We start from the raw sequence: 6,380 nt of genomic DNA on the forward strand, positions 1-6,380 counted from the left end.
GCTACGGGGATTTCAGCGCGAGTCGGGACTTTTTAGAAAACCGTTGGGGGCGGGCTAAAAATTCACGGCCGATTTTGGCATAGGGGGATGAGGGCGATTTTTATAATGCCATCCTCGTCAATCGATTCGTCACGGGAGTTTTCATGGCCATTATCCAGAGCAACCCCTATGCCCCTGCCGCCCAGCCCGAGCTGCGCGGAGCAGAGGTCGCATCCCGTCAGGCTCCCCTGCAGGGTGGGCAATTTCAGGGGGAGCGGGTCGTGCTGGCCAGTGCCGCCCAGTCGCTGGCCGATGCCGCCGAAGAGCTCACCTTCGTCTTCTCCGAGCGATCCGAACTCTCGCTCGCCAAGCGCAAGCTGAGCGACAGCCACGCCCGCATCAGCGAGATCGAGGCACTGGTGGGGGACTACCTCGACAAGGTGCCGGAGCTGGAACGCCAGCAGAAGATCAAGGAGATGGTGAGCCACCTCGGTAGCGGTCGGCTGGCCAACCTCTCCCAGTTGCTGGCCTACCTCGAGAGCTATTCGGGGGAGGTGAGCGAGCAGTTCGAGGCGCTCTGCCAGGCGCGCAAGGCCCTCGCCGGACGACCGGAGATGCAGGGCACCCTGGCGCTGGTGGAGCAGGCGCTGGCCAAGCTGGCGGACGAGCAGGGCAGTGCCATCGTGCTGGGGGCGCGCATTACCGGCCCCGCGGCCGAAGCGGCCAAAGCGGGCGTGGGAGCCGAGCAGGATCTGCGGGATCTCTATCGCGATGCGGTGCAGGACTACCGCGCCCTTTCTGCCGCCTGGCGCGATATTCACAGCCGCTTTGGCAACGGTGCGCTGGAGAAGGTGACCGGTTTCATGATGAAGGCCCTGAGTGCCGATCTCGACAGCCAGCAGCGCTGGCTCGACCCGGTCAAGCTGGAGCGGGTGATGAGCGACATGCACAAGCTGCGGCTGCTCAACACCCTCTCGGCGCAAGTGGAAGAGCTGTGGCAACGGGTGAAGGAGGGCTCGGCCCATGGCATACGGGCCTTCTGATCTGATGGGCGATCTGATCGCCCTGGTGGAGAAACGCTGGGCCAGCGTGCGGGATGTGGAGCAGGTCGGTGTGGCTCTTGAGCTGTCAGATTGTCGCCAGCAGGTGCTGCTCTATCAAGAGCTCAAGCGGCTGATCCGCCTGCTGCCGGTGGAGCTGTTCAGTGAGGAGGAGCAGCGCCAGAACCTGTTGCAGTGCTGTCAGGGGGCGCTCGATAACGCCATCGAGCGGGAAGAGGATGAGTTGTCTGGAGAGTCGTCATGAACTGGATTGAACCCCTGCTGGTGCAGTTTTGCCAGGATCTGGGCATCACCATAGGGGATAACCCCCATTCGCTGATCCAGCTTGAACTGGAGCAGAGCGGCACTCTGCAACTGGAGCGCCATCAGGGGCAACTGACCCTCTGGTTGGCCCGCGCTGTGCCCTGGCATCAGAGTGGCGAGGCGATCCGCCGCGCCATGACCTTGACCGCCGCGGCGCAAGGGCCGGCACTGCCGGTGCGCAGCGGCTGGTTGGGGGAGGATCAGCTTATCCTCTTCGTTACCCTGGATGAGCGGGCCGTGACTCTGCCCCAGCTCCATCAGGCAGTGACCACCCTGACCCGGCTGCAGCGAGAGGTGCTGGCGTCATGAGCCGGATCACTGCCGCGCATATCGGGATCGAGCAGCTCAGCGCCATCTCACTTGACGATCAGGAGCGCAGCCTGCCGGGGCGTTATGCCCTGTTGCCCGATGGCCAGTCCATCGAACCCCATATCAGCCGCCTCTACCCCGAGCGGCTGGCGGATCGGGTGCTGCTCGATTTCGCCACCCCGGATCGCGGCTTCCACGACTTGCTGCGGCCGGTTGATTTCAATCAGGCGATGCAGGGGCTGCGCAGTGTGCTGGCAGAGGGGCAGAGCCCCGAGTTGCGAGCGGCCGCTGCGTTGCTTGAAGAGATGCACGCCGATGAACAACTGATGCAGATGACCCTTCATCTGCTGCACAAGGTATGACCATGGTGCTTACGTCACAGCAGCAGGATGCGCTGCTGCTCACCGGCTGGTTGCAACTGCAATATGGCCACCCCGACAAGGCGTGCGTCCTGCTGGCCGCCCTGCTGCAGATCCACCCCGACCATCAGGGAGGGCGACGGACCCTGCTGGTGGCCCTGCTCAAACAGAGGGAGGGGGAGGCGGCGCTGGCTCATGTCGATCAGCTGATGCAGCAAGGGGAGGCCGACGGCCCGCTCTGGCTCTGTCGCAGCCGGGCCTGCCAGTTGGCAGGGCGGCTGGATGAAGCCCGTTTTGCCTATCAACAATACCTCGAACTGGAAGAGCAGAATGAATCAACGCTCCCTTGAGCTGCTGCGCCGGATAGGCGAGCGCAAGGACATCATGCTGGCGATCCTGCTACTGGCCATCGTCTTTATGATGGTCTTGCCGCTGCCGCCGGTGGCCCTCGATATCCTGATTGCCATCAACATGACCATCTCGGTAGTACTGCTGATGATGGCGGTTTATATCAATTCGCCGCTGCAGTTCTCCGCCTTTCCGGCGGTGCTGCTGATCACCACCCTGTTCCGGCTTGCCTTGTCGGTGAGTACCACCCGGATGATCCTGCTGCAGGCCGATGCGGGGCAGATCGTCTACACCTTCGGCAACTTCGTGGTGGGGGGCAATCTGGTGGTGGGGATCGTCATCTTCCTCATCATCACCATCGTCCAGTTTCTGGTGATCACCAAGGGCTCGGAGCGGGTCGCCGAGGTGAGTGCCCGCTTCTCCCTCGATGCCATGCCGGGCAAGCAGATGAGTATCGATGGTGACATGCGCGCCGGGGTGATCGACGTGCACGAGGCGCGGGATCGTCGCGGCGTCATCGAGAAGGAGAGCCAGATGTTCGGCTCCATGGATGGCGCCATGAAGTTCGTGAAAGGGGACGCCATCGCGGGCCTCATCATCATCTTCGTCAACATCCTCGGCGGCGTCACCATCGGGGTGACCCAGAAGGGGTTATCCGCTGCCGATGCGCTGCAGCTCTACTCCATCCTGACGGTGGGTGATGGCATGGTCTCCCAGGTGCCGGCGCTGCTGATCGCCATCACCGCGGGCATTATCGTCACCCGGGTCTCCTCCGAAGAGTCTTCCGATCTGGGTACCGATATCGGCGCCCAGGTGGTGGCCCAGCCCAAGGCGCTGCTGATAGGTGGTCTGCTGCTGGTACTGTTTGGTCTGATCCCGGGCTTCCCGATGATCACCTTCTTTGCGCTGGCGGCCATCGTCACGGCGGGCGGTTACTTTATCGGCTTGCGTCAGCGCAAGGCGCAGAGCAGCAACAGTCAGGATCTTCCTGCCGTGCTGGCGCAGGGGGCCGGGGCCCCTGCCGCCCGCAGCAAGCCAAAACCGGGCAGCAAGCCGCGGGGCAAGCTGGGGGAGAAGGAGGAGTTCGCCATGACTGTGCCGCTCCTGATCGATGTGGATGCCGCTTTGCAGGCCGAGCTGGAGGCGATTGCCCTCAACGACGAACTGGTGCGGGTGCGCCGCGCCCTCTATCTCGATCTCGGAGTGCCCTTCCCGGGTATTCACCTGCGTTTCAACGAGGGGATGGGGCCTGGTGAATACCTGATCCAGCTGCAGGAGGTGCCGGTCGCCCGCGGTCTGCTGCGCCCGGGCCATCAGCTGGTACAGGAGAGCGCCTCCCAGCTCGATCTGCTGGGGATCCCCTACGAAGAGGGGGCGCCGTTACTGCCGGGACAACCGACCTTGTGGGTCGCTAATGAACATCAGGAGCGGCTGGAGAAGTCACGGCTGGCCACCCTCACCACCGATCAGGTGGTGACCTGGCATCTATCCCATGTGCTGCGGGAATATGCCGAGGACTTTATCGGCATTCAGGAGACCCGCTACCTGCTGGAGCAGATGGAGGGGAGCTATGGCGAGCTGGTGAAGGAGGCGCAACGCATCATCCCGCTGCAGCGTATGACCGAAATTTTGCAGCGGCTGGTGGGGGAGGATATTTCCATCCGCAACATGCGCGCCATCCTCGAGGCGATGGTGGAGTGGGGCCAGAAGGAGAAGGATGTGGTGCAGCTTACCGAGTACATCCGTAGCAGCCTCAAGCGCTACATCTGCTACAAGTACGCCAACGGCAACAACATCTTGCCTGCTTATTTGCTCGATCAGCAGGTGGAGGAGCAGATCCGCGGCGGCATTCGCCAGACCAGCGCCGGCAGCTATCTGGCGCTCGATCCCACTATTACCCAGAGCTTCCTCGATCAGGTGCGCCATACCGTCGGTGATCTGGCCCAGATGCAGAACAAGCCGGTGCTCATCGTCTCCATGGATATCCGCCGCTATGTGCGCAAGCTCATCGAGGGGGATTACCACGCCCTGCCGGTGCTCTCCTATCAGGAGCTGACCCAGCAGATCAATATCCAGCCCCTCGGGAGGGTCTGCCTGTGAGGGGGGACCCGTTAACCTCTGACCCCCTGATCCCCTGGCTGCAAGCTAGGGGTGTGGCGGTAGCCCCTCACCATTTGGGGGCAACCCCCATCCAGCTCGGCCACGGTTTTTGCTATCGCCAAATTTATCTCGCCTGGCGCTTTGATCCTGCGACCAGACGGGTCTGGATCCTGCTGGTGCGCCGTGAGGGAGAGCGGGCCGGTCTGGCCAACCCCTTTGCCGCCCTTTATCTGCTGGCCGAAGCCACTCTGACAGTGCTCGGGCCGGGCCATTACCTCTACGGCAACGTCGATGTCTTTCGCGGCAGTAGCCTGAGCGGTGAGCGGCTTGGCCGATTCTACCTGCGCTGGACGGGAGCCAGTGAACCCGAGCCCGGCTGGTTCATGCTGGCCGCCGAGCGAGTCTGTTCCTTGCGGGATATGCGAAAACGACAAAAGCACGGCCTTGCGTGACAGGCATGTCCAAAGGGGCCTCATAGAATAGGAGCCAAGATGAAACAACCGCGTTTTGCCGACCATAGCGAGACCATTTCGCAAGCAGAGCAGGCCATTGCCGACAGCGATCACCGCAACGCTCTGTTGCAAGAGATGCTGGCTGGCCTCGCTCTCTCGGATCAGACCTGTCAGCTGCTATTCGATGCGCCGACCGAGCAAGTGGCCGTGGCCGAGCAGGAGTTGCTGGCTGAGATCCAGCGCAGACAGGCGTTACTGCCGGCACAGCCGGGAGAGGGCCGCAAGAGTCGCCGTCCCACCATGATGCGCGGACTGATGATTTAAGGAGTCGTGATGAGCACTATCCCTGACTACAACACCAACCCTGGTGCGTTCGTCGGCTGGCTTGATGGGCAAGCGCTGGACGCATTGCCGGGCCATAAAAACCCCAAGTTGACCGAACTGGTCGAGCTGCTCAAGGGCAAGATCACCATCAGTGCTGACTCATCGACTGCGCTGACCAAAGAGCAGTTGGAGAAGTTGCTGGCTGCCTATCTGACGGATCCCGCCTCGATCAACGGGGGTTGGGCGATGGGCCAGTTCCAGGGGGGGCAAGATGCGGCCATTGCCGCCATCAAGGGAATGATCGAGCGGGGAGTAAAACAAACCCCGCCAGTCACCCACTGGACCGTCCCTGAATTTATGCTGCTCTCCCTCAGTGCGCTGACCATGGATCGCATCGATGACGATCTCATCACGACCTTTACCGGGGTGATGGCGTTTCAGGACAACCAGCGTAAAGGGCTGCGGGAGGAGCTCGCAGAGATGACAGCTGAGCTGAAGATCTACGGGGTGATCCAGTCCGAGATCAACAAGAAGCTCTCGGAGGCATCCGACAAACCGACTTTCAACACCAATTTCAATCTGCTGGATTACAAGCTCTATGGCTATGAATCTCAGGCCAAATTTCTGGATGGGGCAGAGTTCAAACTGTTGTCGAAAATGTTTACCGATGATCTGGTGAAAAATGCACTGCAAGAGTTCACCAACGCTAAAAATGCGCTGGAAAAAGTAAAGTCGGCCAGCCTTGACTCCAAAACGCTGGGTGAGGCCAGTGCCGCTTATGAGCGTAAAAAAGCCAATCTTGAGCAGATCGTAGCAACGCAGGTCATCACAGTTAAAACGTTCCTCGAAAGTGGCCAGAAGAAGAGCGGCGCGATGAAAAATATCGAAGCCAGCTACAGCTATGACAAGGACAACAACAAGCTTGGCAACTTCTCCACCAGTGTGAGCGACCGTTCTCGCCCGCTCAACGATCAGGTCAGTGAAAAGACCACCCGCCTCAACGACGTCAGCTCGCGCTACAACGCCGCCATCGAGGCACTCAACCGCTTTATCCAGAAATACGACAGCATCATGCGCGACATTCTTGGCGCAATTTGAGGAGAGATCATGCAGACCGACACCACCCTGACCCCGGAATATGAAGC

At 61.0% G+C, this 6,380-nt stretch carries 9 protein-coding genes; all 9 read left to right on the forward strand.

Features of this window, described 5'->3' with window-relative positions:
* The first annotated feature begins 143 nt into the window (after positions 1-143).
* Genes aopN through AB5Y92_RS11140 form a run of 9 tightly spaced genes read left to right on the forward strand, consistent with a single transcriptional unit; the run spans position 144 to position 6,333 of the window.
* Positions 144-1,022 carry a SctW family type III secretion system gatekeeper subunit AopN gene (gene aopN / locus AB5Y92_RS11100; RefSeq protein WP_368226778.1) on the forward strand — a complete coding sequence of 293 codons (879 nt, stop codon included), beginning with the start codon at positions 144-146 and terminating at the stop codon, positions 1,020-1,022.
* The gene (gene acr1 / locus AB5Y92_RS11105; RefSeq protein ID WP_005334576.1) at positions 1,003-1,284 is read left to right on the forward strand and encodes a type III secretion system gatekeeper subunit Acr1; all 282 of its coding nucleotides are present in this window, start codon (positions 1,003-1,005) and stop codon (positions 1,282-1,284) included. Before aopN ends, acr1 begins: the two co-directional genes overlap by 20 nt.
* On the forward strand, positions 1,281-1,652 hold the full coding sequence (acr2, locus tag AB5Y92_RS11110) for a SycN family type III secretion system chaperone Acr2 (RefSeq protein WP_021229940.1): 372 nt from the start codon (positions 1,281-1,283) through the stop codon (positions 1,650-1,652). Before acr1 ends, acr2 begins: the two co-directional genes overlap by 4 nt.
* Positions 1,649-2,014 carry a type III secretion system protein AscX gene (gene ascX / locus AB5Y92_RS11115; RefSeq protein WP_040065257.1) on the forward strand — a complete coding sequence of 122 codons (366 nt, stop codon included), beginning with the start codon at positions 1,649-1,651 and terminating at the stop codon, positions 2,012-2,014. The genes acr2 and ascX overlap by 4 nt, the downstream gene beginning before the upstream one ends.
* Positions 2,011-2,361: a type III secretion system chaperone AscY gene (ascY, locus tag AB5Y92_RS11120; protein WP_368226779.1), complete on the forward strand. Its 351-nt coding sequence runs from the start codon at positions 2,011-2,013 to the stop codon at positions 2,359-2,361. Before ascX ends, ascY begins: the two co-directional genes overlap by 4 nt.
* Positions 2,294-4,459 (forward strand): SctV family type III secretion system export apparatus subunit AscV, encoded by a 2,166-nt coding sequence (gene ascV, locus AB5Y92_RS11125; protein WP_272868880.1) that lies wholly within the window; start codon positions 2,294-2,296, stop codon positions 4,457-4,459. The genes ascY and ascV overlap by 68 nt, the downstream gene beginning before the upstream one ends.
* Positions 4,456-4,911 (forward strand): LcrR family type III secretion system chaperone, encoded by a 456-nt coding sequence (locus tag AB5Y92_RS11130; RefSeq protein WP_368226780.1) that lies wholly within the window; start codon positions 4,456-4,458, stop codon positions 4,909-4,911. The genes ascV and AB5Y92_RS11130 overlap by 4 nt, the downstream gene beginning before the upstream one ends.
* A 39-nt stretch (positions 4,912-4,950) precedes the next feature.
* A complete protein-coding gene (gene acrG, locus AB5Y92_RS11135) occupies positions 4,951-5,235 on the forward strand; it encodes an LcrG family type III secretion system chaperone AcrG (protein WP_005334559.1) in 285 nt (94 codons plus the stop codon).
* A gap of 9 nt (positions 5,236-5,244) precedes the next feature.
* Entirely contained in the window at positions 5,245-6,333 is a 1,089-nt protein-coding gene (locus AB5Y92_RS11140) for a virulence-associated V antigen (RefSeq protein WP_368226781.1), read from the forward strand.
* Positions 6,334-6,380: the final 47 nt, after the last annotated feature.

The organism is Aeromonas sp. R1-1 (assembly GCF_040908495.1).
In the GTDB taxonomy this organism is placed as follows: domain Bacteria; phylum Pseudomonadota; class Gammaproteobacteria; order Enterobacterales; family Aeromonadaceae; genus Aeromonas; species Aeromonas veronii.